This window comes from Prevotella communis (assembly GCF_022024175.1).
Lineage (GTDB): Bacteria > Bacteroidota > Bacteroidia > Bacteroidales > Bacteroidaceae > Prevotella > Prevotella communis.
Window position 1 is genome coordinate 2,374,435 of sequence record NZ_CP091794.1, and the last position, 23,540, is coordinate 2,397,974.

At 49.3% G+C, this 23,540-nt stretch carries 22 protein-coding genes; 15 read left to right on the forward strand and 7 right to left on the reverse strand.

Annotated features, from left to right (window positions below; translation table 11 throughout):
• Positions 1-18: 18 nt before the first annotated feature.
• Entirely contained in the window at positions 19-282 is a 264-nt protein-coding gene (locus L6466_RS09695) for a hypothetical protein (protein ID WP_237795688.1), read from the reverse strand.
• Between the two features lie 527 nt (positions 283-809).
• Here L6466_RS09695 and L6466_RS09700 point away from each other — a divergent pair.
• Positions 810-1,922, forward strand: a complete 1,113-nt coding sequence (locus tag L6466_RS09700) for an IS110 family RNA-guided transposase (RefSeq protein ID WP_237802039.1) — start codon at positions 810-812, stop codon at positions 1,920-1,922.
• A gap of 418 nt (positions 1,923-2,340) precedes the next feature.
• Here L6466_RS09700 and L6466_RS09705 read toward each other — a convergent pair whose 3' ends face one another.
• Positions 2,341-4,875, reverse strand: coding sequence for a DEAD/DEAH box helicase (locus L6466_RS09705; protein WP_237795687.1), 2,535 nt, complete (start codon positions 4,873-4,875; stop codon positions 2,341-2,343).
• A gap of 1 nt (position 4,876) precedes the next feature.
• The gene (locus L6466_RS09710) at positions 4,877-6,973 is read right to left on the reverse strand and encodes a site-specific DNA-methyltransferase (RefSeq protein WP_237795684.1); all 2,097 of its coding nucleotides are present in this window, start codon (positions 6,971-6,973) and stop codon (positions 4,877-4,879) included.
• Between the two features lie 449 nt (positions 6,974-7,422).
• Here L6466_RS09710 and L6466_RS09715 point away from each other — a divergent pair, with 449 nt between their 5' ends.
• The 3 genes from L6466_RS09715 (at position 7,423) to L6466_RS09725 (ending at position 9,387) form a co-directional block, all read left to right on the forward strand.
• A complete protein-coding gene (locus L6466_RS09715) occupies positions 7,423-7,779 on the forward strand; it encodes a hypothetical protein (protein WP_237795682.1) in 357 nt (118 codons plus the stop codon).
• A gap of 129 nt (positions 7,780-7,908) precedes the next feature.
• Positions 7,909-8,973 carry an HIRAN domain-containing protein gene (locus L6466_RS09720; RefSeq protein WP_237803057.1) on the forward strand — a complete coding sequence of 355 codons (1,065 nt, stop codon included), beginning with the start codon at positions 7,909-7,911 and terminating at the stop codon, positions 8,971-8,973.
• Between the two features lie 3 nt (positions 8,974-8,976).
• Positions 8,977-9,387 carry a hypothetical protein gene (locus L6466_RS09725; protein ID WP_237795678.1) on the forward strand — a complete coding sequence of 137 codons (411 nt, stop codon included), beginning with the start codon at positions 8,977-8,979 and terminating at the stop codon, positions 9,385-9,387.
• Positions 9,388-9,466: 79 nt separating this feature from the next.
• On the opposite strand, the gene L6466_RS09730 is transcribed toward L6466_RS09725, so the two are convergent.
• A complete protein-coding gene (locus tag L6466_RS09730) occupies positions 9,467-9,868 on the reverse strand; it encodes a pilus assembly protein HicB (protein ID WP_091816044.1) in 402 nt (133 codons plus the stop codon).
• Positions 9,869-10,083: 215 nt separating this feature from the next.
• On the opposite strand from L6466_RS09730, the gene L6466_RS09735 reads away from it, so the two are divergent.
• The 6 genes from L6466_RS09735 to L6466_RS09760 all read left to right on the forward strand — a co-directional run bounded on the left by L6466_RS09735 (position 10,084) and on the right by L6466_RS09760 (position 14,391).
• Positions 10,084-10,569 (forward strand): D-Ala-D-Ala carboxypeptidase family metallohydrolase, encoded by a 486-nt coding sequence (locus L6466_RS09735; RefSeq protein ID WP_237803056.1) that lies wholly within the window; start codon positions 10,084-10,086, stop codon positions 10,567-10,569.
• 34 nt (positions 10,570-10,603) lie between these two features.
• Complete coding sequence (locus tag L6466_RS09740) at positions 10,604-10,999, forward strand: hypothetical protein (protein ID WP_237812916.1); 396 nt, start codon at positions 10,604-10,606, stop codon at positions 10,997-10,999.
• 209 nt (positions 11,000-11,208) lie between these two features.
• Entirely contained in the window at positions 11,209-12,516 is a 1,308-nt protein-coding gene (locus L6466_RS09745) for a hypothetical protein (RefSeq protein ID WP_237812917.1), read from the forward strand.
• 37 nt (positions 12,517-12,553) lie between these two features.
• Positions 12,554-13,513, forward strand: coding sequence for a CHC2 zinc finger domain-containing protein (locus L6466_RS09750; protein WP_237812918.1), 960 nt, complete (start codon positions 12,554-12,556; stop codon positions 13,511-13,513).
• 191 nt (positions 13,514-13,704) lie between these two features.
• Positions 13,705-14,256 (forward strand): HU family DNA-binding protein, encoded by a 552-nt coding sequence (locus L6466_RS09755; protein ID WP_237795671.1) that lies wholly within the window; start codon positions 13,705-13,707, stop codon positions 14,254-14,256.
• Positions 14,257-14,295: 39 nt separating this feature from the next.
• Positions 14,296-14,391 carry a smalltalk protein gene (locus L6466_RS09760; protein ID WP_176757075.1) on the forward strand — a complete coding sequence of 32 codons (96 nt, stop codon included), beginning with the start codon at positions 14,296-14,298 and terminating at the stop codon, positions 14,389-14,391.
• 124 nt (positions 14,392-14,515) lie between these two features.
• Here the strand turns inward: L6466_RS09760 and L6466_RS09765 are convergent, their stop codons facing one another.
• From L6466_RS09765 to L6466_RS09775, 3 genes are read right to left on the reverse strand one after another with little or no spacing between them, the layout of a single operon-like run.
• Positions 14,516-15,682, reverse strand: coding sequence for a cytochrome d ubiquinol oxidase subunit II (locus tag L6466_RS09765; RefSeq protein WP_237795670.1), 1,167 nt, complete (start codon positions 15,680-15,682; stop codon positions 14,516-14,518).
• Entirely contained in the window at positions 15,679-17,262 is a 1,584-nt protein-coding gene (locus L6466_RS09770) for a cytochrome ubiquinol oxidase subunit I (protein WP_237812919.1), read from the reverse strand. Before L6466_RS09770 ends, L6466_RS09765 begins: the two co-directional genes overlap by 4 nt.
• Before the next feature lie 29 nt (positions 17,263-17,291).
• Positions 17,292-17,513: a DUF4492 domain-containing protein gene (locus L6466_RS09775; RefSeq protein ID WP_431356495.1), complete on the reverse strand. Its 222-nt coding sequence runs from the start codon at positions 17,511-17,513 to the stop codon at positions 17,292-17,294.
• 137 nt (positions 17,514-17,650) lie between these two features.
• Here L6466_RS09775 and L6466_RS09780 point away from each other — a divergent pair, with 137 nt between their 5' ends.
• Genes L6466_RS09780 through L6466_RS09800 form a run of 5 tightly spaced genes read left to right on the forward strand, consistent with a single transcriptional unit; the run spans position 17,651 to position 23,492 of the window.
• Positions 17,651-18,520, forward strand: a complete 870-nt coding sequence (locus L6466_RS09780; RefSeq protein ID WP_237803051.1) for a GumC domain-containing protein — start codon at positions 17,651-17,653, stop codon at positions 18,518-18,520.
• Positions 18,521-18,524: 4 nt separating this feature from the next.
• Positions 18,525-20,048 (forward strand): TolC family protein, encoded by a 1,524-nt coding sequence (locus L6466_RS09785; RefSeq protein WP_237803050.1) that lies wholly within the window; start codon positions 18,525-18,527, stop codon positions 20,046-20,048.
• Between the two features lie 31 nt (positions 20,049-20,079).
• Entirely contained in the window at positions 20,080-21,069 is a 990-nt protein-coding gene (locus L6466_RS09790) for an HlyD family secretion protein (RefSeq protein WP_091816076.1), read from the forward strand.
• A 25-nt stretch (positions 21,070-21,094) separates the two neighbouring features.
• Positions 21,095-22,264: an ABC transporter permease gene (locus tag L6466_RS09795; protein ID WP_237803049.1), complete on the forward strand. Its 1,170-nt coding sequence runs from the start codon at positions 21,095-21,097 to the stop codon at positions 22,262-22,264.
• Positions 22,248-23,492, forward strand: a complete 1,245-nt coding sequence (locus L6466_RS09800) for an ABC transporter permease (RefSeq protein WP_237803048.1) — start codon at positions 22,248-22,250, stop codon at positions 23,490-23,492. The genes L6466_RS09795 and L6466_RS09800 overlap by 17 nt, the downstream gene beginning before the upstream one ends.
• Positions 23,493-23,540 lie beyond the last annotated feature (48 nt).

The following is a 23,540-nucleotide window of genomic DNA, read 5'->3' on the forward strand; positions in this document are numbered from 1 at the left end:
GGAACCTGAGCTACGGGGTCAATTACGTTTAAGCATGTTCTTGAATCGCTTGTATCCTTCCACGCCGAGTATTGTCAGGCCTCCATACTGACAGGTCTTTGCCAGTCCGAAGAGTACCGTCCAAAGAATACCTTTTGCTGCAGCGCTTATAGGTAGCACCATCTGGGCGAAGGATAAAATATAAAACGGTATGCAACTCATCAATACGATAACTCCAGTCCTGAAGGAGAGCGACCGCAACCATTGCCTTACATTCTCGAATAATTGTCTGATTGATTTCATTTGTCTATTTTGTTATAATGTGTTGGATTTAAGATAATTACATATTGCCTCCGGAATAACGCCTCACCGGGTGATATATATGTAATGCAAAGATAACCATAAAAACTAACATAACCAAATAATTCTTTAGCAAGATGCCAGGGGACTGGCATCTCGACTCTTCCTTACCCATAAGGTAATGATTCAGAAGCAAGACACTCGTCTCTTACCTTTGCATCCGATTATAGAGATTGTTCCATTTTCATGAAATAATTCTTGCAGATGGATGCAATACGGTTTAAGTTTTGTAGCTTTGCTAGAGATTTATGCCGTTGAGGGTGAGAAGACACTCGCCTAGATAAGTAGAGACTATATCGTGGGACAGAATAAGCTTCCACCCTCATTTTTCAGATCTTTGGAGCCAGGACGAAGTATCAGAGGACATCGCTCAGGTATGGCAGGGGATGATTCAGAGTATATACAAGAGGAAAGGCGGTGAGGATTTGAGGCTATAATCATCAACATTATTAACTTAAAATTCAAACCGTATGAAACCGAATTTCGAACCTGGCAAGTGGTTTATGCAGTGCGTGGGAATCGACATTGCAAAGGGTACGTTCACGGCCTGCCTGTGTATGTATGAGTTCGATCAGGGATGCTCTACCGACCCTGTAGTGTTTAACAACGACAAGACTGGTTTCAACCAGTTCGTCAAATGGAGTCGTAAGGAGGCTCTGAAGGGCTATCCTTTGCGCTATGTGATGGAACCCACTGGTGTCTATTATGAGCAGCTGGCAGCTCATCTGAGTAAACTCGGCCTGGACGTCTGTGTTGTGTTGCCTAATAAGGCCCGTGAGTTTGCTAAGTACGAAGGCATCCTTACAAAGACCGATGACATGGATGCCTATACTCTTGGGATGCTTGGGTGCTTGGACAAGCGCCTCAAACCTTGGGCACCGCCATCTCCTATCTATAGGGAACTGCGACAGATGACGCGTTTCGTGGCCGACATCAACAAGGTCAAGACACAGTTGAGGAACCATCTGGAGGCACTCGCACACAGCGAGATAGCGGAGAAGAGCATCGTCAAGCACTATAACAAACTTATCAACGAGATAGACAAACAGCTGGACAGTAATCAGAAGGCCATCCGCGAGAAGATCAAGCAGGAGCCCGGACTGTCAGAGCGTATTGACCGTATCACAACCATCAACGGCATAGGGTTTATGACTGTAGTTGCCGTGGTTGCAGAGACTAATGGCTTTGCGTTGATAACAAATCGTAAGCAGTTAGCCAGATATGCAGGGCTTGACGTTCCTGCACATCAGTCAGGACCTGTTGACCCTAAGCGCCACATCTCAAAGCAGGGCAACGTACACATCAGAACGGCACTCTATTTTCCTGCCATTGTCAGCACTCAGTGTAATCCTCAGATGAAAGATTTCTATGGGCGCCTATGTGACAGGAATACACAGTCGAAAATGATTGGAGTAACAGCCACTATGCGCAAGCTACTACTGCTCATATACAGCCTTTGGAAAAGTGGAGAGAAGTATGACCCGACACGTGACAAGCCTGCATGTAATAGGCAAAAGAAAGAGGCTGAAACCACTGAAGGCCAGCCTCACGGGATAGATGTTGGAACATTGGCTGAAGAATAGCCGCAGAACGCAGTCTTCCCTTGATGGCTGCAAAGTTAATCAAATCCTTTTAAATAACAAAGAAATAATCATAAAACATAGCACACTGCTGAGGAGAGCCAGTGCGGCTGCACCCGTAAACATCAGAAAAACATCGCCGCAGACGATAAACGCCATACACTGATTGTTGTTATGGAACTCGCTAAGCATTGAATCTTACATCACAGCAGAGCCCTGTCGCAATTTACATTGAAAACAGGGCATGAATGCTGCGTGTAAATGCAATCAATAGACAAGGATTGTTAAATTGTCTCACTTTTAATCCAAAAAGTTTGGTTTTTAAAACAGTATCTGTCCCTGATGTCCTCCTAAGACTATCTTCATAAAAATGGATGGCAGGAACCAGCCCCTGCGACATTCTTCTGATGTCCTCTTTTTTCTATTGATTTATTTTTCTGAACAATTCATCCAGATAGTCGTCATCATATTTTGTAGCATCGCTTAAGTGATGGCTAATAGCAGGGTTAGCAAAGTCAAGCCTAAGCATCTTGTCTCCATACATTCTAGTCATTTCAAATCGCTCAACGTCACCATCTGCTTCTTCTGCATATTTAGCCATAGCTTTTGCCTTGGGAACATTGTCCTCATCCTTCTTATGAGGTTCGACAATATCAAGTAGATAGCCACCTTGACCATCTCTCCTAACAATGATGAAATCTGGATAGAAAGGATGATTCTTTTCACTCATTGAATAAGTAAGACATAATGCCCAGTGTTTCATATGTTGGTTTCGTAACCAGCATACAAAGTTGGGATCCTTTTTTGCCTCAATGATAACATCCCTTTCCCAACCATTCAATGAAAAGAATGCCTTTCCTTCACTATCTACAAATAGATGATTACGCTCTTCCCATTGCTCTTCACCCTTAGGCAAATAAATAGTACATGGTAACATCCAAGAGTGGTCACTCACACATTCTCCTTCACGAGTGTATTTATCGTATTTACTCTTAACACTTTCGCTATATTTCGACAGATACTTTCTATAGTCATGCTTATACTGATAGAACGTATTCTTTGCATATTTATCAAGTTCAGCCATGCATTCCTCTGACTGCGCAAATAGAATCACCTCCACTTTGGGTTTCATGGGGTCTTCTTCATCATAGTTATCACGGACATAACGAAGACCTGCATTCTTTAGTCTTGAATCAGCTCTCGCAAATTCACGTTCAATATCATAGTCTGTCAATTCCAATACAAGGTTCGAAGCATCTTTCAACTTATTCTCAGTTAGATACTCCATTTTGCTTTCTGTCAGTATAAACTGTTTGACATCGCGCACCTTATCAATGTATATGCCTTCAGTTTTCAGACCCTCAATATAGTCAGAAATCATCTTGCATACCTGTTTTGACACTCTGACTGCTGCATCAGGATCGCAGCCTTGTGTATTAGCAGCAAGATATGCCAGATTAAACAACGAAGTTAGGTAGTTGTTCACCTTAAATCTGTTGAATACATATGTCTTCAACTGCAGATTATTCAACCACTCATACACATCTTTCTTATCCTCTGCCACATGAAGTTCTTGCTCATCAGGATTGCCCACCGGTTTCTTTTTGATATTTGAAGGAATTCCTTCTCCCTCCTTACTGCTTAATGCATCAATGACGCGTTGAACATTCTCACTATTATAGTTTGGCAAAAACAGATGTACATTATTCAACGATTCGTCACCTTCAATTCTGCGATGCAATGGTGTACGCACCATACGACCCATCAACTGAGCGATATATGTATAATCGTTGGCAGTTCTGAACGACATCATCGTCTCTGCCCTTGGACAATCCCAACCTGTAGAAAGACTCTCCTTGAAGAATACAATTCTTACTTTCTGACTCTCGTCGATTCTTGATGGTTCCACATAGGGCACCTTCAAACCATTGATATTCAGTTCTGTCTTAGGTTCGCCAAACGAATGAGCCACTTCGCCCTCATACAAGCTTCTTCCAAGTTCTTCTTCAACCGTCTTCAGACATTCATCAAGATTAGTTTCAGAAATCTTTCCTCCAGTACCATTCTCTACCTGTATCACCATTACAGGATATACCGTTGGTTCATGCTCCTTCTTACAATAGTCTTCCCAGTGCTGGCATTTCTCCATCCATTCACGGGTAGCATATTTCAGAATAGCCATACCACGTTGCATTTGATTATCACCAGGATAGCTTATCTCTATTTCGTCTTTCAGCAGTCCAGAATCCTTGACCTTTTCAGCATCAATAGACCAAGAACGCGTGGTGGATCCAGAATCCTTAATCAGTTCTGTGAAACGGTCAACGGTAGCACTCATTCCAATCACAATGGGCATCTTGCTTAGTCCATCATCAGAACTGCCAAAGATAAACTTTTGCATAATGCTATTGGCCTGTTTAGTTTCGCTGACCTTTGAAGTGCCACGATGCGCTTCATCAATTATAAAATATAAACGATGACCTTTGTTCTCAATGGTTCGTTGAAGAGTCTGCCAGATGGTATGCTCTCTGCCATCTCCTTTCTTGGTTAGGTTGCTCGACTTGCTCAACTTCTGAATGTTCAGAAAGTATATCTTGCCATCCTCCAATTCCGCCTTATCAAAAGACTCATCACTAATAATCTCAAGACTATTTATCGGCAGTTTGAATCTTGTCTCACGCTCCACCTTGTGCATAGATTGTTCATTCAACTCTGGGTCGTCCGACAACCATATGAAGATAGAATTACGTTCGCTCTTGTTGTTTTCATCACCACAAAGAATTTTTTCTATCAGAGCCGACATAATGATAGTCTTACCAGCTCCTGTAGGAGCCGCGAGCGTAATAATGGTGTTCTCACCATCATCTTCATAGTCGCGTTTTGCTTTCTTGCAGAACGAACGAAGTTTATCTAAAGCTTCTATCTGAAAGGGGAAAAGTTCTGATGCAATAGCCATATTATTTCTCGTAGTTAATAGTGAAGTTCTCCAAATAGTCTTTATACAATTGATAGGTCTTGGCCCACTTCAATGGTGCAGCCATCTCACGGAAGCCAATCTCAGAGTCAACAACCAAGAACACCGTTTTAATGTCTTGGCGGTCCTTCATCTCATCCATAAACTTAGCATAGGCCCATTCTTCTGTCAGAATAGCCATCTTATTCTCTGTCAGAATCAAAAATTCTGGAATTTCCTTGCCTTTTAATGTAGGACATTCGCCAATAGCACCAGCTTTCATCCAAAGTAGTGACAGCAATTCATGGAATTGACGATAAGCTGCCACAGAGTTTTTATCAAGGAAACCTAACTTAAAGTATTTTGCATTGGCCTTGAATCCATCCTGCATAGGTATATCACTACCTAAGTAATTACCTTTTAATGGCTGTCCGTTAATATCGTGGCCTTCAATACTACAAACCGTTCGAGGCCAGTTTACATAGCGGGCAATGCCATATTTCTCCCACTCCTCATCGCCAGGTTGGTAACCTTTCTTTCTCAGCGCCTTAGCTTCAAACTCCGATACCTCATTGTTTGTCACCATAATGCAGCGACGATGTCCACCATCCTCTGCATTCAGCAGGTTAACGGCTTGTAATGTTGTACCCGAGCCCGCGAAGAAATCTACGATAAGAGCATTGGGTTTATTAACAACGAAGAAATGTAAAACATCATGAACTGCATACACTGATTTCGGAAAATCAAAACGTTTTCCAATAATTGCATTAAGTTGCTTTGTCCCCTGTTGGGTCGCATCGTGAGAACTAATCCACCATTGTGTTCCTGGAATAAACTTTGCCTCATAGTTACTCTCGTCCACAATAATAGATCCATCTGCAGCATAGCCGATAATCGGGAAATCGCCTCTTTCTACTTTCTGTTGTTCTCCTTTTGCCAGATAGGTTAAGGATGTTTTCTCACCTCTGAGTTTTCCTATTTTTACATAGTGCTTATCGATTAGGTCAATTAATGTTTCTCTTCCGAGTCGCCATCTACCTTCTTTCCCATCCGGAAATATTGGCCATATTTGAATTAATCCTTTTGGGCATGAAACGGACTTTCTATCCACATCCAATGGTATATCGCTACCCACTTCAATTATCTTATCACCTGAAGAATTTAAATATATTGGATAAAACATCTTGGGGCGGTCCGTCCTTAAGACTGCCGTACCTGAACGTTGAAGGCCATTCCAACGCAGTTTGTCTTTATATCCTCCTTTTATATTTCCTCTCCAGTCATTTGATAATGGTAACGCCTGTGGAGATGCATCTCCAAGCATTACTATGTACAAATATTCATCTGTTCTAGCAAATTCTCCACCACGACTTACACCTGCTGGATTAATGACACTACTAACCATCTGTATCCTTGCCTCAGGAAACAATTCCTCCAACAGGCATCCCAATCTAAGATATTCTTTTTCATCTATTGTGACTATCAGAACAGAGTTTTGGGGATTGAGCAACTTCTTGGCAAGAACCAATCTTTTTTTCATCATGCTCAACCATTTACTATGACGGTAACTGTCTGAGCTATCAACATAGTCATTGTTATATTTCCAGTCTTTAGCTCCTGTATTATAAGGCGGATCAACATAGATACAATCCACCATACCACCATAAAGATAAACCAAAAGTTGCAGAGCGTGATAGTTATCGGCCTCTATCAATGTATGCCACAAGTCGCTATCAGGCGCATTCTTCACGGCATCCATTGGCTTTAAGTATGGATAGATGGGCTCTCCAAAAAGCGCAACAGCTACAGCTTCATTCTTTTGTAACTCGACCTGTTCATGACTGTCATCCTCCCGTTCGCAAAACAGAACATTCCCCTCTATACGCTTTACACGGAAGAACTCTTTGAAGTATCCATCCTTACGAGCCACTAACGACTTCACCTTGATGGGGACATCATATAAGGGAGTTGCTTCAGGCAAATGTTCCTCAAACACCAGCCCAAACTTCTTCTGTTGTTGTAAACGTACCACCTCGTCATTAATACGACGACGCAGTTCTGGGTCACTGATTCTATCTATCAGATCATTGATAACAGCCATAAATACTACATAGTTTAATGATGTGGGGCATCATCAAAGCCAAGTAAGCTGAATAAGATTCAGATAACAACAGTTTCCACCAAGTACCTTCATCAAAGAAACGAGAAGTGGACACCTTAACCACATCCCGTTCGGAGGTACTTGGCGGAAACCTAAGAATACAGATGTAGTAGTGCCCACATACGTGAACATCTACTGTTACTCTGTATCCTTGTTCTTTCCACCGCCAAGTTTCCCGAACGTTATTGAATAAACAGCAAACGCTATGTTTTTACCCTCAAAAATCATACCGGCTCTCTGCTCTCAGAGACTGATGCTTTGCAGCATGCGCTGTTTTCTTGAGACCCTTACGGGAACAAGCGACCAGAGGCCGAACAACGACAATTGCCGGTAATTGCCTACAAAGGTAGTAAAAAAAAGTAATCTTATCAAATAGTACAAGAAAAAAAATGAGATTTAGAAAGATTTCCTCTCAAAAATTTGACCCGACGGGCGAATTTTTTCACGACTCAGCAATACAAATGCAAGCATTTATTGCATTCGCTGCTCAAAAATCTGGAATTAACGAAAATACTTTCTATCTTTGCAACGTCAGAACATTTGTTTTTGACTATCCGGGTAGAATCCCGCGTGGGGTAAGGCTTTATCGATACTGCCCAATTTATAGAGAGCCGTCGTTCAACGATTGCTCTTTATTTTTGTTTGTACTTCATCATGAAGTTCTTAAAAAAAAGAATACAATCTTGTCGTTTTTCAAAGAAAAAGAAGGGTTGGTGGGGAAAAATATGGATCCATTAAACCAATAAAGGACAATAAAAAGGAGATTTAGGATGATACATAAAAAATATGTAGATAATACCTGGCGATTTGTTCGATTTTTTGCCGGATTTTTTGTACCTTTGCACCTCGATTGTTTTGAGAATAATTAAACACCGATGTTCAGGATACATATTGTTGCGTTACCTTATTATGAGGTGAAAGAATGCTTGGGCGAGTTTCTTGCCGAGGCGATGGGACGTGCTATGACGTTGCGCCCCGATCCAGCCAACGACGTTGATGCAAAAGCCATCTGTGCCTACGATTGGGAGGGACGGCATGCGGGCTATGTGGCAGCCTACGACCTGAGGGAAGCCTGGCAGACGTTGCGCGGCAGCGGCAGGAAGTCGTTGCGCGGACGTATTGTGGAGGTGAACGGCGAGCACAAGTGCCTGGTGTTTGAGTGCAAGGTGGAGACGCTGGGCGAGTCGTGCGAGTTATACCCCACGGCAGCGTATACGGCCTGGAACTACACGGGGCCACGCCTGAAATCCACGCATGAGATGGTGACGCTGGACTATATGATGGACGAGATCTGCGAGCGACTGGATGAGCATGAGCTGTGGAGCGATGAGGAGCATCGCGATTTTCTGACGCTGACCATGCGATTCTGCGAGTTGTCATGCTACGACCTGAGTGGCGAGATGAGCGACTTCCGCCGCAGGCTCTGTCTGCGCCTGATGGAGATTGACGACTACGGCTTTCAGGAACTGACGGAGGAACTGAAGATGGCGTGTGGCCGCGCAGGACGTGAGTCGCATGGCGGAAAGGTGCTCAACTACTGGATGCGCCTGATTGCAGAACCGAAGACCATCAAGCCCCTGCTGGTATGTCGTCACGAGCACAATATTGACGAGATAAAGAGGCAGTTGGAATGTTTCCCAGAGTCGATGTTTGAGGAGTGGATAGAGAATAAGGAGAACTTTGTGGCTAAGTTGCTGTATATGCACATCCCTCGCGAGGTGTTGTGGCGATTCATCTCGGGCATAGCCTTCTATGAGGCCGTCTCTGCGCGCCAGAAGTCTGAGAGTACATCGGCGGCCGAGAACGAGAAAACGCCTCAGAACGTGAACGTACACGTAGAACTTTTCAGCAATAAGGATACAAACATCGACAAGAACTTCGGGCCGAATATTGAGCATAACGGCGGCACGTTGTCGCTGCCCAATAAAAACATAGAGTAAACGATGGGATTTCATATCAAGAACAACTACGGACCCAACATCGAGGTGAACGCTGGCGGCAAATTGACGCTGGTGCAAGACAAGAACGGGCTGTGGCATACGGTGGAAGAAGCCGAGATTCAGGAGGCAGAATATAAAGAGTTGCCTGAAGTTCTCGCTACAGATAAAGCTATGGCTTTATGGCGGAAGGCGCAGCAGGCGGGCTACGTGGATGAGCACTACCAGCCCTTGATATCGCGGACGCAGGCGGCACTGTTGGCCGATGCGATGGCGGAGCGACTGGGCATCAAAGAGAAGTGGAAGGTGTTCGAGGGCTTCTGGAATCGGAATTACATGCGAAGTGATTATAACTTGGCCCTTACCAGAAAGAAAACGCTCGACTTTCTAGACGAACTGAAGGTGTTGTTTGATTAAGAAGCGAAAAGTCCCGGTGCTCACGCATCAGGACTTTTACTGTTCTTGTTCTTGTTTTATGAAATACATCCGTGCCATCCTAACGGAAAGACGCGGCTTGCAGATCCTTAGTAATACTTGCCATGCAGGCAGTCAGACGCTCATAAGTCTTTTCACCTGCCGTTTTGATACCCCGTGTGTACTGGCGCATCAGCGAAGGATTGATTCCAGCGCGCTTGGCAACCTCTGTGACATTCAAAAAAGAAAAGTAGTCGAAGAACGACTGCAAATCATACTGATAGCGGAACTCTACTTGCTCAGCCGTCTTCCCGCTTTCTTCGTAGTCTGCCTTAGCCTCTTCCAGACAAGCCAGTAAGTCGTCCTTGGCCTCCTTCACAGTCTGGCCTGCTGCATTCAGTCCCGCGCCATAGACATCCTTTTCTGTGTGGCACCAGAATGTGCCGTCGGATGCCTGCGATACTATCACTAATACTTTCCTCATAGACGGTGCAAAAGTAACAAAAAAGTTATAAACAAACAAATTATTTGGTAACTTTTTTGTTATACTACCATATTTTTAACTATTCAGACCGTAGTACCCACGCGTGGTACCCCTAAGGGGAGTAGGAATCGGAGAATACCCCTAACTTTGCCGCCGGAAATCAAAGCTGGCCAGCTCAATCCAACAAACATTATTAATTTTAAAATTTTACTGTTATGGCAAAAGAAAATAATAAAACGACAAAGTTAACGCCTCACTTTACACTTGAGGAGATGACGCGCACAGACGAGGAACTGGGATATGTGGACCGACAGCGGCAGACGCAGCCGGATGAGCAGGTGATGGAGAACCTGACGAGGGTGTGCCAGTGGCTGGAGATGCTGCGCCAGCGGTGGAACGAGCAGTATGGCGAGGGCAACGACCCTGTGATCATCAACAGCGCCTTCCGCTGCAAGGAGCTGAACAGGCTGGTGGGTGGATGCACCACGTCGAACCATCTCACGGGATGTGCCGCCGACCTGCGGGTCATGGGCAAGGAACAGCTGCTGAGGTATGTGGTGCTGCTGCTCGACATCAGCGACGAGATGCATCAGGACTTCGACGAGCTGCTCATGGAGCGCAACACCCGCGGCTACTGGCTGCACTTCGCCGTGCGTCCCAAGAACAACCGCAGGAAGATTTCTCTTCTCAATGTGATTTAAAACAACGAATTAAGACGAATTAAACGAATTATTTATGAAACAGACGATAATAATTACGGAGTGCCCTGAGAAGCAGGGCTGGAAAAAGAATACAGAACTGTGTATGGACGTGAAGACCTTCCTGAGGAGCGACGCCAGGATGAAGGCGGGCAAGTGCTACCAGGGCGTGCTGAAACGGCACGTGATGTGCGAGGACTTCAAATACAACGAATACATGACGTTTGTGGAGACCTCTAGTAAGACATGCACCAAGCGCAACCCTCGCATCTTCGAGGGTGAGTATATCACCATCACCCGGCACAGCGACGGCTCCTACCGTCCTAACCTCCGCCCGATACACATAGGACCAGGCTTCTGCGTGGACAGCTATGCCAGCAGCGTGGGCAACGAACTGATGTGGGCGTTGGAGGGCCTGGTAGAGGAAAGGTAAAAAGGCTGAGTCTATTTCAATTTCAGTTATTTCAATTAAAAAAACAGGGGTCCATACTCGACTTAATTATTATATAACTTATTAATATATAGATAGTTACATATATATTTAAAGAAGATTACACCTCTCAAAAACAAACTGAAATAATTGAAATTGAAATAAGGATGCCCTCCTTAAAAAATATTATTCTTCTAAAAAGCTTATAATCAATGAAATACGATATAACAACAAACAAGGCACCCGAGATGCCTAACCTCGGAAAGGGTACAGAATGTATCAAATTGCTGCTCTCACAGGCCTCAAAAGACATGTATGAACCCCTCGTTCCTATGCTATTTCCCTCTCTTGGTGCACATATCAGCGGCGCGGAATTTCAGTATCCAGACCGCTCATGGAAGGAAATGTGCGGCCAAATGGCACAACTAGTAGGCGATTCGGGGTGTAACAAGGGACAATTGACAGATTTAGTGAAAGCAATCTGTCGCGATTTTCATGAGCACGACGAGGCTGAGTACAAAAAGTTGCGCGAATGGACGAAGCTATACCACACAAAGAGCAGTAGTAAGGATAAGCCCGTGAAGCCAACCATCGCCGTGTTTTTCCCACCGGCCAACACCACCAACGCGGCCTTCATCGACAATGCCGTGGTTCTGGAAGAAATGGGCAAGTTAACACAATACTTCAACTTCCCGGAAGTGGAGATGGCCGATCTGCTGTGTGGTGGTCATAAGCAAGTGAGCCACCTGCTCCGCAACGTGTATGATATGGCACAAGCCGGAGCCCTCCGCGCTACGCCAGACGGTGTGAGCGGTAACCCTGTGATGCGTGTAGGCATTACGCTCTCAGGCGTACCCGTCACAGTCCGATCGTTCTACAAGAATGAGCTGCTCAACGGCACCTTCGGACGTATGGTCTTTTCCTACAAGCCTCGCGGCAGCCGCAGTGGGCGCATACCGCGAAAGGGAGATTTTCCTGACGATTTCTATCAGAAACTTGACGAGTATATGGTCAGACTCAATATCTGCAAGGGGCGCTTCATCATCCGTCCGCTGAACAAGCTCATAGACAACCTCGCAGCAGACATGGCCACACTGGCCGACCTGGTAGACGACGATGTGCTGTGGGATGTATCAAAGCGATCACTCGTTTCGGCTTGGAAGGCAGGGTGTATACTCTGGGCTCTGAACAACCAGACGTGGACAAAGGCCATGGGTGAACTGGTAGAGTGGCTGGTATATCACGACCTGTGGAGCAAGATGCAGATTTTTGCCGACATGCTGGGCAAGGATGGTGATGTGATGGGCGAGGCGCAACGACGAGGACCGAAGAATATGCTCCAGCAGTTGCCAGACAGCTTTAACGAAGCTCAGCTACAAGCCCTACGCACGCAGCTCGGTAAAGCACCTGAGGGTACCAAAGGTCAACTAAGCCTATGGTTGCATCGCAAGTTCATCGAGTACTCTGCGCAAACTGGACTGTACAGCAAGACCGAGGCTTATCTAAAAGGTAATTCGTGAAATTCGTTTTAATTCGTTGTTTAAAGAAATCGCTATTATGGATAAAAACGAACTTCAAAAGCTCCGCGAACTCCCCATTGAGGGAGTCGCTGAGCGACTTGGACTGCGGGTTGTGCATCACAAGGCTCTGTGCCCGTTTCATGCTGACAACCACCCCAGCCTATCGTTTAAGGTAAGCAAGAATACATACCGGTGTTTTGTGTGCGGGGCCAGCGGCGGACCAATCGATTTGGTGATGAAGCACCTGAATCTAGATTTCAAGGCTGCCTGCCGATGGTTGGCCGACGAACATAACATAATCCTTGAAGAATGGAAACCTCAGACATCAGACATCAGCCCTCAGACATCCTTCGACGGGAGTAGGTACGAACGATTCTTTGAGCATCCTTTCTTGAATGACGAGGCACGTCATTTTCTCTTTGAGGAGCGACGGCTGGACCCGAGGGTAATACGCTGGTGCCGCCTCACCTCATGGAAAGACCGTCAGGGGGTGCCTTGGCTGCAGATACCCTATTATGACCGTGAGGGACGGTTGGTGGGCGTGCAGAACCGCAACCTGGTGCGTGGCGCCCTGCCCCGCTTCCGCTTCCCGCAGGGCTCGCAATGTGGCATCTACAACCTGCCAGTCCTGAACCTGCTTCGTCCGGGCGAACAGCTCTTCATCACGGAGGGTGCCTCCGACTGCTGGGCCATGCTCTCTGCCGGTCACAAGGCCATCGCGATTCCATCGGCAACGTTGCTCTCCAAGAGAGATATAGAATTGCTAAACTCTATATACTCCCCTCCATCACAGGGAAAGGCTACGGGTAGGCGCGTCAGCGGGAATGGGGAAGGGGGTGGGTCTTTGTTTCACATGTACCCCGATCGCGACGCCCCTGGCGAGCGTCTGTTCCTGCAGCTGAAGGAGGTGCTGCCGTCGCTGGTGCACCATCAGTTGCCGCCCGACTGCAAGGACTTCTCCGACTATTTTCTGAAGCGAAAAATATCTGAAAAATAATTACGGAAAGACTTGCGTATTTCAGGATTTTTTTGTACCTTTGTAGTGTCAATAAGAGAAACGACGAGTTGCGATGAGAGAAACGACGTTTCGCCTATAGAGAAAGGTCGAGTTGCTCTTTAAGACAACGAGAAGTGGAACTTTAGACAATAGAACCTTAATATTTAACAACCAAAAAAAACATTACAACAATGGGAGAAATTCAAATTCAGAAAGTTCAGCGTACCGTACAGGTAAAGGATGCTGACAACACTCGCAAGAAAGTACAGAAGACCTACGGCAAGATTATCTATCGTAAAACCCTGACGCTGGACGACATGGCCGAGCACATCATGAAGCACGGTTCTGTGTATACCGAAGACGTCGTCATCGGTGTGATCACCAAGCTGAAGAACTGCATGCAGGAGATGCTGGCCGACGGTCATAAGGTGAAGCTCGACGGCATCGGCACGCTGTACCCCACCCTGACCAGCGCAGGTGTAGACAACGCCAAGGACTTCAGCGCCACGGAGAACGTCACCCGCATCGGCATCGCCTTCCTGGCCGACCAGAGCCGCAAGTCCATGTACAAGGCACGCTCTATGCGTGAGGCCGTGAACCTGAGTACCAGCGTGTACAGCGAGCTGACGGGCGAAGAGACCGGAGGCGGAAACACGGAGTCAGGGAACAACGGAGGCACGGAGAACGGCGGCGGCAGTTCTAGCTCCGAGTCTGGCAACGGCGGCGGTCCCGTCAATCCTTAAGGATTAAACATTAAAGATTAAACATTAAAATTCTGAACCATGAAGAACAAGACATTTTGGAAATTCGCGATTCAAACAGCCATTAGTGTGCTGTCGGCCATCGCAACGGCACTGGGAGTGACCTCGTGCATGTGATACATTCTTTTAGTCGGCCTGCGGCCTTTGTAAAAGCGGCAAAGCCGAGCGAAACATGAAACATTTAAAAAAACGGCTCCTGAGGCGGAATGCTTCGGGAGCCGTTGTTATATTAAAAGAGGTATTAATAGGCGTGGTCGTCGGACGCAATCTCGTCACGGTCTATCTTCTTGCTGTCTATCTGGCGCCAGGCATAGACGATGTAGGCAAGGACGAAGGGAACGAGGAGCGACACCCAGAACATGGTGTTGAGGGTGAAATAACTGCTGCATGAGTTCTCGAGCGTCAGCGACGACTGGAGGTCGGCCGTGGAGGGATAATAGGCGGTGTGGTTCCAGGCTGACATCAGGAGCAGGGGCGTCACGGTGAGCACGGTGCCGATGCCGGCAGGCCAAATGCCGTTTGATTTGAGATTTAAGGTTGGAGATTTGAGGTTTATCAACTCACTTCCTATTCCCCAGAGCACCAGGACGACGCCGAGGAGCATCACGGCGGTGAGATACCACATATCCAGCATGTTGTTCAGGTATTTGTTGGGCTCCATGAAAATCAGGCCGCTGTCGTCGTAGGCATAGCCGTCCTTCAGAAGCAGATGGACCAGATAGACCACGAAGAGCACCACGAAGACGAAGGCGGCACCAGCCAGCTGATAGCGACTGCGGGTGCGGATGGTCTCGTCGGCGATATTGTTCATGGTGTACAGGATGCCCAGCGTACGGGCCAGGAAGAGCACGGCCACGGCGAAGACGAGTATCCACGGATTGAGCAGGGCATCAAGGCCATGAGAGGCGTTGGCCCAGTGACTAATAACAGGCGACAGGGCATCGGCATCAATCATATTCCCTTTCTCCACGATGAAATTGGAGCCCTCGAAGAAGGTGGCCACGGCGCCGCCCAGGAGCAGGGGACCCAGGATGCCATTGAGCACCAGGAAGCACTGGAAGGTCTTGGGACCGAGGAAATTGCCCAGCTTATTTTGGAACTCATAGCTCACGGCCTGCAGCACGAAGGTGAAGAGGATGAGCATCCACAGCCAGTAGGCACCGCCGAAGCTGGTGGAATAGAACAGGGGGAAAGAGGCGAAGAAAGCACCGCCGAAGGTGACCAGCGTGGTGAACGTGAACTCCCACTTACGACCGGTGGAATTGATGAGCAGGCGACGCTCGTCGGGTGTCTTTCCCAACTGGAATATCATGGAGTTGGCTCCCTGTACGAAGAGCAGGAAGACGAGTAGTGCTCCCAACAGTGATACGATGAAGCACCAGTAATGTTGCAAGAATTCGTAAGTCATAGTTGCGGTCCTTTCTTAATTTGTTTCAACAGGATGTTTATCTCCACAGCCAGCATCGTGGTGAAGAGGATGAGGAAGAGGAAGAAGGTGAGTGCCACACTGCCGGCACTAAGGTCGCTGACAGCAGCCCACGTAGGCAGCATATCCTGGATGGTCCAGGGCTGACGACCGAACTCAGCCACCAGCCAGCCACTCTCAGAGGCGATATAGGCCAGGGGCACCATGAGTACGGCTGCCCAGCAGAGCCATGCGGGCATCGCATCGGCAGGAGCGGTACGGTCGGCCGAGCGCTCATCGAGCAGTCCGACGGCAGAGAGCAGTCGGCGCACCAGGAGCGACACCATGGGGATATCGAATATCAGGACGAGCACCAGTCCGAAGAAGGCGATGAAGAGACAGCCCAGTCCCACCATGGCACGGAACGCCCAGAAATTGATCCATACGGGCGGCACCACGTCGGCCTTGTCCTTCACGTAGCCATAGCCGAAATAAGGCATATTAGAATTGATAATTGACAATTGAGAATTGAGAATTTCTTCGTCGGCGCCCTCGGCCTTCGCTTTGCGGTAATCAGCCAAGGCTTGTATCGCCTTTCGGCCTCGCTCTATCTTCTCATCGACAGAGGGCTCCACCGTACCATCGTCCTTCACATAGCCATCGAGCAGGTCGTTGATGCCAGGCACATAGCCATCGAGGGTGTTGGTGGCCATCATCGACAGACCATAGGGCACCTCGATACCCTCAACCACCTTCAGGCCAATCTCGTGACCACCATCATAGAGGGCCTCCATAGCAGCCAGTTTCATGGGTTGCACCTGCGCCACGGTCTGACCACTCTTATGACCGGTAGCACCTGCGCCAAGGGCAGCCACGAAGCCGACGATAGCAGCAATGCGGATGCTCTGGACTGCCAGTTGGGTGTGGCGTTTCCTGACCAGATACCAACAGCTCACGGCGACGACAAACACAGCACCGATGATCCACGAGGAGATGACCGTGTGGCAGAATTTCTCGACGGCGAAGGGCGACAGTGCCACCTCGAGGAACGAGGTCATCTCATTGCGCATGGTGTCGGGATTGAACGTACAGCCCACGGGATACTGCATCCACGCGTTGGCCACGAGAATCCACCAGGCAGAGATGGTGGCCCCCAGTCCGGTGAGCCAGGTGGAGGCCAGATGGAAGCCAGCCGACACCTTTTTCCAGCCAAAGAACATCACGGCCACGAAGGTGCTCTCCATGAAGAAAGCCACGATACCCTCGACAGCCAGTGGGGCACCGAAGATATCGCCCACGAACCAGGAGTAGTTGCTCCAGTTGGTACCAAACTCGAACTCCAGGATGATACCCGTGGCCACACCCATGGCGAAATTCACGCCGAAGAGGCGCTGCCAGAACTGGGCCGTGTGTTTCCAGAAGTCCGTACGCTTCTTGTAGTAAATGGTCTCTGCAATGCCCATGATAACGGCCAGGCCAAGGGTCAGGGGCACGAAGAGCCAGTGATAGATTGCCGTGAGAGCGAACTGCGCTCTGGACCAGTCAATGGTACCGGCATCAATGGATAGTAGTAGGTTTGTCATTGTTATAGGAGTTAAAGGAGTTATAGGAGTTAAGCCCCCGCGCGGTCTATGAGCTCGGAGGCTACGAAGTCGGGCTCGGAACCGGCATCGGAGTGCTCGGAGATATAGTTGGGGAAGAAGAAAACCTTCAGGACAAGGAAAATGATGATAAGCTTCACAATGATGACAGCCCACAGGGTGCGACCCACCGTCATGTGACGGAAGCCATCATAGTAAAAATGAATTGTTCGATATAGGAAGTTAGTCATCATAGGTCTTTATAGGAATAGAATTGGTAAATATTGCGGCAAAGATAGTAAAATAATATAAAAGTACCAAATTTTCTTTGGCAATTTAGTGAAAAACTTGTACATTTGCAGCGTTTTTATTTAAATAGTAAGGTACAGACATGAAAAAAGCACTCATAGCAGCAGTCGTGGTGGTGATCCTGGCAATGGCAGGCATCATGGTTTACCTGCTGCTGAACAACCGAAATTTGGAACAGGAAAAAATGGAGATGTTGGAGTTGGCCGAACTGGACAAGCAGGAGATGGAGAACGACTACGAGCGACTGACCCTGCAGTACACAGAGATGATGAACTCTATCAACAATGACTCTATCATAGCCCAACTGACCCAGGAGCAGATGCGCACGCAGCAGCTGCTGGAGGAACTGAAAAACGTGAAGGCAGCCGATGCACGCGAGATTACGCGACTGAAGAAAGAGCTGGCCACGGTGCGCAAAGTGCTGCGCTCGTATATCCGACAGGTGGACTCGCTGAACCAGGTGAACCAGAGTCTGATGGCTGAGAACGACCGCGTGAAGGACCAGCTGGCACAGTCGAACCAGGCCAACGAGGGTCTGCGCATGGAGAAGCAGAACCTGACGGAGAAGGTGGCCATCGCCGCACAGCTGGACGCTACGGGCATCACCATGACCACGCTGAACAAGCGTCAGAAGACGGCCAAGAAGATGAAGGACTGCAAGACCATCCAGGTGGGCTTCAACATTGCACGCAACGTGACGGCACAGACGGGCAACCGCACCCTCTACGTACGCATACAGACACCTGCGGGACAGGTGCTGACAGCAGGCACATTCCCCTACGAGAACCGTCAGCTGGAGTACTCGATGAAGAAAGTGGTGGAATATACCGGCGAGGAAGTGAACGTGCAGACCTACTGGCAGGTCAGCGAATTCCTGGAGGCCGGACAGTATCGCGTCAGCATCTTTGCCGACGGCAACATGATTGGAACAAGAACATTTACCTTTGAATAACAATATGAAGAGAATCTTTACTTTCGGCTTCTTGCTCCTGGCTCTGGGTCAGGGAGCAGCCGAGGCACAGCAGTTGCTGAGTCTTGACAGTTGCCGTGCCATGGCCCTGCGCAACAATAAGCAGATGGGCGTGCAGCAACTGAAACAGGACATCGCAGCCAACCTCAGGAAGTCGGCACGCACCAAGTACCTGCCCCACGTCAGTGCGATAGGCAGTTACCAATTCACCAGCGAGGAGATTTCTATCCTGAACAACGAACAGAAGGGTAAGTTATCAAATCTGGGTACCAACCTCACAGGATCCCTGTCGGGACTGGGCAACACGCTGCAGACGACACTGGGACAGATGGGTACGATGCTGGGACAACTGGGTGTGCCTGCCGAGGCCTTCCAGCAGATGGCTGGACAGTTGCAGCAGAACATGCAGCAGACATCGACCAACGTGGCTGGTCTGCTGGACAGTGAGGGACAGAAGATAGTGGATGCCTTCCGCACGGATACGCGTCATATCTTTGCCGGTTCGGTACTGGTCACCCAACCCATCTTCATGGGTGGCGGCATCGTGGCGCTGAACAAACTGGCCGACATCAACGAGGAGTTTGCCAACAACTCAGTGGCAGCACGTCGTCAGGGTATCCTCTACTCTACCGACCAGGCCTACTGGCAGGTGGTGTCGCTGAAGCACAAGAAGAAGCTGGCTGAGAGTTACCTGGAACTGATTAAGAAATTTGATACCGACGTGCAGCGCATGATTGAAGAGGGCGTGGCCACACGGAGCGAGGGACTGAGCGTCAGCGTGAAGGTGAACGAGGCCGAGATGACCCTGCAGAAGGTGGACGACGGACTGGTGCTGTCGAAGATGCTGCTCTGTCAGATGATTGGCATGCCGATGAACGAGGAGATCACACTGGCCGACGAGGACGTGGAGGACCTGGCCGTGGTGACGCTGCACCCCCAGCTGAACGTGGAACAGGCGGTGGAGAACCGTGCCGAACTGAAGATGCTGGACAATGTGGTGGATATGTCGAAGCAGGCTACCAATATCCTGAAGGCTGCCAACCTGCCACAGGTGGCCCTGATGGGTGGCTATGCGGTGAGCAATCCCAACGTGCTCAACGGATTCGAGAAGAAATTCGGCGGATTCTGGAACGTGGGTGTGCTGGTGCGCGTGCCTATCTGGAACTGGGGCGACGTGGCCTACAAGGTGCGTGCTGCCAAGGGTGCCACAGCCATTGCTGCTCTGGAGCGCGACGAGGCTCGCGAGAAGATAGAGCTGCAGGTGAACCAGAACACGTTTAAGGTGGACGAGGCCAACAAGCGTCTGGTGATGGCGCAGACGGGTATCGAGCGTGCCAACGAGAACCTGCGCACGGCCAACCTGGGATTCAAGGAGGGTGTGATAGCACCTACCGTGGTGATGGAGGCACAGACGGCCTGGCTGCAGGCACAGTCACAGCTCATCGACGCACAGATTGCCGTGAAGCTCTCGCAGGTGGATCTGCAGAAAGCACTGGGAACGCTGTATTAGTTAAGAATTAAGAGTTAAGAAGTATCAAGATATGAGTAATCAATCAAAAAAACAGCATCATAACATTCTGTATGCGATCATTGGTTTTGCTGCAGTTGTTATTATCGTGGCTCTCATAGGTTTCTTTGCACTGGGTCGCGATCCCGAGATTATTCAGGGACAGGTGGAAGTATCAGAGTATCGCGTGTCGAGCAAGGTGCCCGGACGTATTCTGGAAATCCGTGTGAAGGAGGGCGACTACGTACATGCCGGCGACACGCTGGCCATTCTGGATGCACCCGAGGTACGTGCCAAGATGCAACAGGCACAGGGGGCTGAGGACGGTGCCGCCGCGCTGGAGATGATGGCCAAGAATGGTGCCCGCAAGGAACAGGTGCAGGGTGCCTATCAGGTGTACCAGCAGGCAACGGCAGCCCTGGAGATTGCCGAGAAATCATACAACCGCGTGCAGCGTCTGTTTGACGAGGGCGTGGTGAGTGCACAGAAGCGCGACGAGGCGCTGGCTATGTACAAGGCTTCTGAGGCTCAGATGAAGGCTGCCAAGAGTCAGTATGACATGGCTGTGAACGGTGCCCGTCAGGAGGAGAAACTGGCCGCTCAGGCACAGCTGAACCGCGCCAAGGGTGCCGTGCAGGAGGTCAACGCCTATATCGGCGAGACCGTGCAGATAGCCCAGATGGACGGTGAGGTGAGCAGCATCTACCCGAAGGTGGGCGAGCTCGTTGGTACGGGCAGTCCTATCATGACCATCTCAATGATGAACGATATGTGGGGCACATTCAACGTACGCGAGGACCAGTTGAACGGCATGCAGGTAGGCACGGAGTTCACCGCTTTCGTACCCGCATTCAACAAGGAAATCAAGTTGAAGGTGTATCACATGAAGGATCAGGGCTCGTATGCGGTATGGAAGGCTACGAAGGCCAACGGGCAGTATGACTTGAAGACCTTTGAGGTGAAGGCGCGTCCGGTGGAGAAGATTGAGGGCCTGCGTCCCGGCATGAGCCTGGTGGTGAAGTAATGAATGAAGAGTTAAGACGTTAGAGTTGAAAACGCTACAATTATTATATAAGGTAGGACTGCGCGAGTTGCAGATACTGTGCAGGAACAGGGTGTACCTGTTTTGCATGGTGGCTTTCCCGCTGATGGTCATGGTGTTCTTCACATCGCTGATGGACGATGGACTGCCAACGGAGATGCCCGTGGGCGTGGTGGACCTGGACAACACATCGACGTCGCGCTCACTGGTGCAGCGTCTGGATGCCTTCCAGATGTCGAAGGTGGTGGCCCACTACCCCAGCGTGAACGAGGCCCGTCGTGATATCCAGGAGAACGAGATATACGCGTTCCTGTATATCCCCAAGGGTACCACGGAGAACCTGCTGGCAGGCCGACAGCCAAAGATATCGTTCTATTACTCATATACCACACTGGCGTCGGGTGCCCTGCTGATGAAGGACCTGAAGACAATCTCTACACTGGGCTCGGCAGCCGTAGGTCAGGCCACGATGCGTGCCAAGGGATTCACGGATGCACAGATACAGACCTTCCTGCAGCCTATCCGCATAGACCTGCATCAGATAGCCAACCCGTGGACCAGTTACAACTCCTACCTGTCAACGATGCTGGTACCTGGCATGATTATGCTGTTTATCTTCCTGATATCGGCCTACTCGCTGGGCACGGAACTGAAGTTCGGCACGTCGAAGGAATGGCTGGAGATGGCCGACAACCGCATATCGATAGCGCTGATGGGCAAGTTCCTGCCTCAGACCATGATATGGCTGGCGGTGGTCTACAGTTATGAATACTACGTGTTCCACGTGTTGCAGTTCCCCCATCAGGGCAGTCCGTGGATGCTGGTACTGCTGGGATTGGTACAGGTGATAGCCTCGCAGGGCTTTGGCATCTTTGCCTTTGGCCTGATGCCGTCGCTGCGCATGTCGATGAGTGTGTGCTCCCTCTGGGCGGTGCTCAGTTTTTCGATGGTGGGCTCTGCCTTCCCCATGATGGGAATGGACGGTGCCCTGCAGTCGCTCACGTGGCTGTTTCCCCTGCGTCATTACTACATGATTTATCAGATTAACGTGTTCAACGGTTACCCACTGTTGGAGTCGTGGTTCCACATGGCCGCTATGGTAGCATTCATACTGCTGCCCTGGTTGGTGGTGAGGAAAATTAAGAATGCAATGCTGACCTATGTCTACATACCGTAATAGTTTCAGAAGAAGGATCGACGACACCATGTTGATATGGCGCGACGAGATGCGACAGGTGTTGAAGGATGAAGGTATGCTCATCTTCTTTATCATCGTGCCCTTGATATATCCCCTACTCTATTCGTGGATCTACAACAACGAGACGGTGCACGAGGTGCCGGTGGCCGTCGTGGACCAGTCGCACACATCGCTCTCACGCCAGTTTATCCGCATGTGCGACGCGTCGGCAGATGTCAAGATTGCCTATTACGCACAGGATCTCGACGAGGCGGAATCGCTGGTAAGCCGACAGTTGGTGAAGGGTATCTACTTGATTCCGTCTGATTTTGAGACGAATGTCAACAGGATGCAGCAGGGGGTCGTCAGCGTATACTGTGACATGAGCCTGATGCTCACCTACAAGGCTATCTTCCAGACCGCCCAACTGGTTTCCATGCAGATGGGGGCCGAGATACAGACAAAACTGGGAGGCCATTTCACCAGCAGGGAAGAGGCTATCGCTGCCCGTCCGCTGGACTATGCCGACGTGGCTATCTTTAATCCGCAGGGGGGCTATGGCTCTTTCATCCTTCCCGGTGTGCTGATGCTGATTCTGCAGCAGACGCTGGTACTGGGTATCGGCATGTCGGCAGGTACGGCACGCGAGCGCAACCGTTACCACCAGCTGATACCGGTGACGCGCCCTTATCAGAACGTGTTCCGCATCGTGCTGGGCAAGTCGCTGTGCTACTTCATGATATACGCCATCATGGGTGCCTGGCTGGTCATCGCCGTGCCACGCCTGTTCCACTTCCCCCAACTGGCAGCATGGCAACCACTGCTGACGCTGATGTTGCCCTACACGCTGGCATGTATCTTCTTTGGCATCGTGGTATCATGTATTGTGAGATACCGCGAGAACGTGATGCTGCTGATGGTCTTTGTATCCGTACCCCTGCTGTTCCTCTCGGGTGTAAGTTGGCCCCAGAGCAACATCCCCGGCTTCTGGCAGGGTGCATCGTGGGTATTCCCCTCTACCTTCGGCATCAGGGCCTACGTACGCCTGAACTCGATGGGTGCCACCATCAGCGACGTGTCAACGGAGATATGGATTCTATGGCTGCATGTGTTCCTGTATTTCTGGCTGGCATGCGTGGTCTACGGCTACCAGATTTACCTGGCGCGTCACGATGCCTTCTGGCGATATATCGACATGAAGAGGAGAAGACAACAGAGACAAGGATAAACAAACATAATAAAAAGGCTGCCCCACGAATGGAGCAGCCTTTTCTTA

Bases quoted from the DNA above. Each gene is read 5' to 3' on its own strand.
- L6466_RS09695 (WP_237795688.1), bottom strand. From the start codon at position 282: ATGAAATCAATCAGACAATTATTCGAGAATGTAAGGCAATGGTTGCGG.
- L6466_RS09700 (WP_237802039.1), top strand. From the start codon at position 810: ATGAAACCGAATTTCGAACCTGGCAAGTGGTTTATGCAGTGCGTGGGA.
- L6466_RS09705 (WP_237795687.1), bottom strand. From the start codon at position 4,875: ATGGCTATTGCATCAGAACTTTTCCCCTTTCAGATAGAAGCTTTAGAT.
- L6466_RS09710 (WP_237795684.1), bottom strand. From the start codon at position 6,973: ATGGCTGTTATCAATGATCTGATAGATAGAATCAGTGACCCAGAACTG.
- L6466_RS09715 (WP_237795682.1), top strand. From the start codon at position 7,423: ATGAGATTTAGAAAGATTTCCTCTCAAAAATTTGACCCGACGGGCGAA.
- L6466_RS09720 (WP_237803057.1), top strand. From the start codon at position 7,909: ATGTTCAGGATACATATTGTTGCGTTACCTTATTATGAGGTGAAAGAA.
- L6466_RS09725 (WP_237795678.1), top strand. From the start codon at position 8,977: ATGGGATTTCATATCAAGAACAACTACGGACCCAACATCGAGGTGAAC.
- L6466_RS09730 (WP_091816044.1), bottom strand. From the start codon at position 9,868: ATGAGGAAAGTATTAGTGATAGTATCGCAGGCATCCGACGGCACATTC.
- L6466_RS09735 (WP_237803056.1), top strand. From the start codon at position 10,084: ATGGCAAAAGAAAATAATAAAACGACAAAGTTAACGCCTCACTTTACA.
- L6466_RS09740 (WP_237812916.1), top strand. From the start codon at position 10,604: ATGAAACAGACGATAATAATTACGGAGTGCCCTGAGAAGCAGGGCTGG.
- L6466_RS09745 (WP_237812917.1), top strand. From the start codon at position 11,209: ATGAAATACGATATAACAACAAACAAGGCACCCGAGATGCCTAACCTC.
- L6466_RS09750 (WP_237812918.1), top strand. From the start codon at position 12,554: ATGGATAAAAACGAACTTCAAAAGCTCCGCGAACTCCCCATTGAGGGA.
- L6466_RS09755 (WP_237795671.1), top strand. From the start codon at position 13,705: ATGGGAGAAATTCAAATTCAGAAAGTTCAGCGTACCGTACAGGTAAAG.
- L6466_RS09760 (WP_176757075.1), top strand. From the start codon at position 14,296: ATGAAGAACAAGACATTTTGGAAATTCGCGATTCAAACAGCCATTAGT.
- L6466_RS09765 (WP_237795670.1), bottom strand. From the start codon at position 15,682: ATGACTTACGAATTCTTGCAACATTACTGGTGCTTCATCGTATCACTG.
- L6466_RS09770 (WP_237812919.1), bottom strand. From the start codon at position 17,262: ATGACAAACCTACTACTATCCATTGATGCCGGTACCATTGACTGGTCC.
- L6466_RS09775 (WP_431356495.1), bottom strand. From the start codon at position 17,513: ATGATGACTAACTTCCTATATCGAACAATTCATTTTTACTATGATGGC.
- L6466_RS09780 (WP_237803051.1), top strand. From the start codon at position 17,651: ATGAAAAAAGCACTCATAGCAGCAGTCGTGGTGGTGATCCTGGCAATG.
- L6466_RS09785 (WP_237803050.1), top strand. From the start codon at position 18,525: ATGAAGAGAATCTTTACTTTCGGCTTCTTGCTCCTGGCTCTGGGTCAG.
- L6466_RS09790 (WP_091816076.1), top strand. From the start codon at position 20,080: ATGAGTAATCAATCAAAAAAACAGCATCATAACATTCTGTATGCGATC.
- L6466_RS09800 (WP_237803048.1), top strand. From the start codon at position 22,248: ATGTCTACATACCGTAATAGTTTCAGAAGAAGGATCGACGACACCATG.